The organism is Actinosynnema sp. NPDC023658, assembly GCF_040639995.1.
Taxonomy (GTDB): Bacteria; Actinomycetota; Actinomycetes; order Mycobacteriales; family Pseudonocardiaceae; genus Actinosynnema.
Map to the genome: position 1 here is coordinate 1 of NZ_JBFAAX010001485.1, position 1,059 is coordinate 1,059.

The following is a 1,059-nucleotide window of genomic DNA, read 5'->3' on the forward strand; positions in this document are numbered from 1 at the left end:
GTTCGCCAGCGCCGCCGACACGGCCGCGCGCAGACCGGCCGGGGTCTGGTCTTCGAGGGTGACGCCCAGGCCGAGCTCGGCCGCACGCGCCGCGATGGCCCGCTGCTCCGGGATCTGCGGCACGGTCACGAACGGGACGCCCTGGTACAGCGCCTCCATGACCGAGTTCATCCCCGCGTGGCTGAGGAACACCGACGCGTGCCGCAGCACGGCCACCTGCGGGACGTGGGCGTGCGCCGAGACGTTCGCGGGCAGCGACCCGAGCAGCGCCGGGTCCAGGGCGCCGATCGACATCACCACCTCCCACGGCGAGTCCGCGAACGCCTCGACGCAGGCCCGGTAGAACTCCGGGCGCGAGTTGAACACCGTGCCCAGCGAGATGAGCAGCACCGGCGAGTCCGACCTCGGCGTCCACTGCTCGGCGGCCTGCCAGCTCGTCAGGGACGGCCCCACGAAGTGGAAGCGGTCGTCGAACGTCTCGGCGGACAGCTGGAACGACCGCGGCACGAACACCACGCTGGTCGGCGCGACGTGGCCGAACATCAGGTTCGGGTCGTCGAGGAAGGTGAAGCCGGACGCGAACCGCGCCATCCGCCCGATCGCGGCGACCAGCGCCGGGTGCTGGTGGTCGAACGACGGCGGCAGGTAGACCTGCGTCGCGGAGAACCGCTCGTTCTCCGCGAACGTCGGCACCAGCGCCACCTCGGGCACGCCCAGCAGGTTGGCCAGCATCCGCCCGGTGAAGGTCACCGAGTCGTAGCACACCACGTCGGGCCGGTCGGCCTCGAAGTGCTGGGCCAGCACCGGGAACGACACCTCGGCGTCGTCCAGGAAGTGCTCCAGCGTCACGGCGAGCTGCTCGGCGGTGAACTCGCCCCGCGCGTCCATGTCCGGCGGCAGCTCCGACGGCAGCACGACCGGTGAGGCGCCCGCGCGCGCCGCGCCCGCGGCAGTGGCGGGACCGGTGGCGTAGCTGACCCGGTGACCGCGCCGGACCAGCTCCTCCACCAGCGGCAGGGTCGGGTTGACGTGCCCCGCGGCGGGTGCGCTGACCAGGGC

At 73.0% G+C, this 1,059-nt stretch carries 1 protein-coding gene; it reads right to left on the minus strand.

Translation table 11 applies throughout. The features are described 5' to 3' along the window. A partial coding sequence (locus tag AB0G02_RS41985) for a macrolide family glycosyltransferase (RefSeq protein ID WP_360806696.1) occupies nt 1–1,059 on the minus strand: 1,059 nt, incomplete at both ends.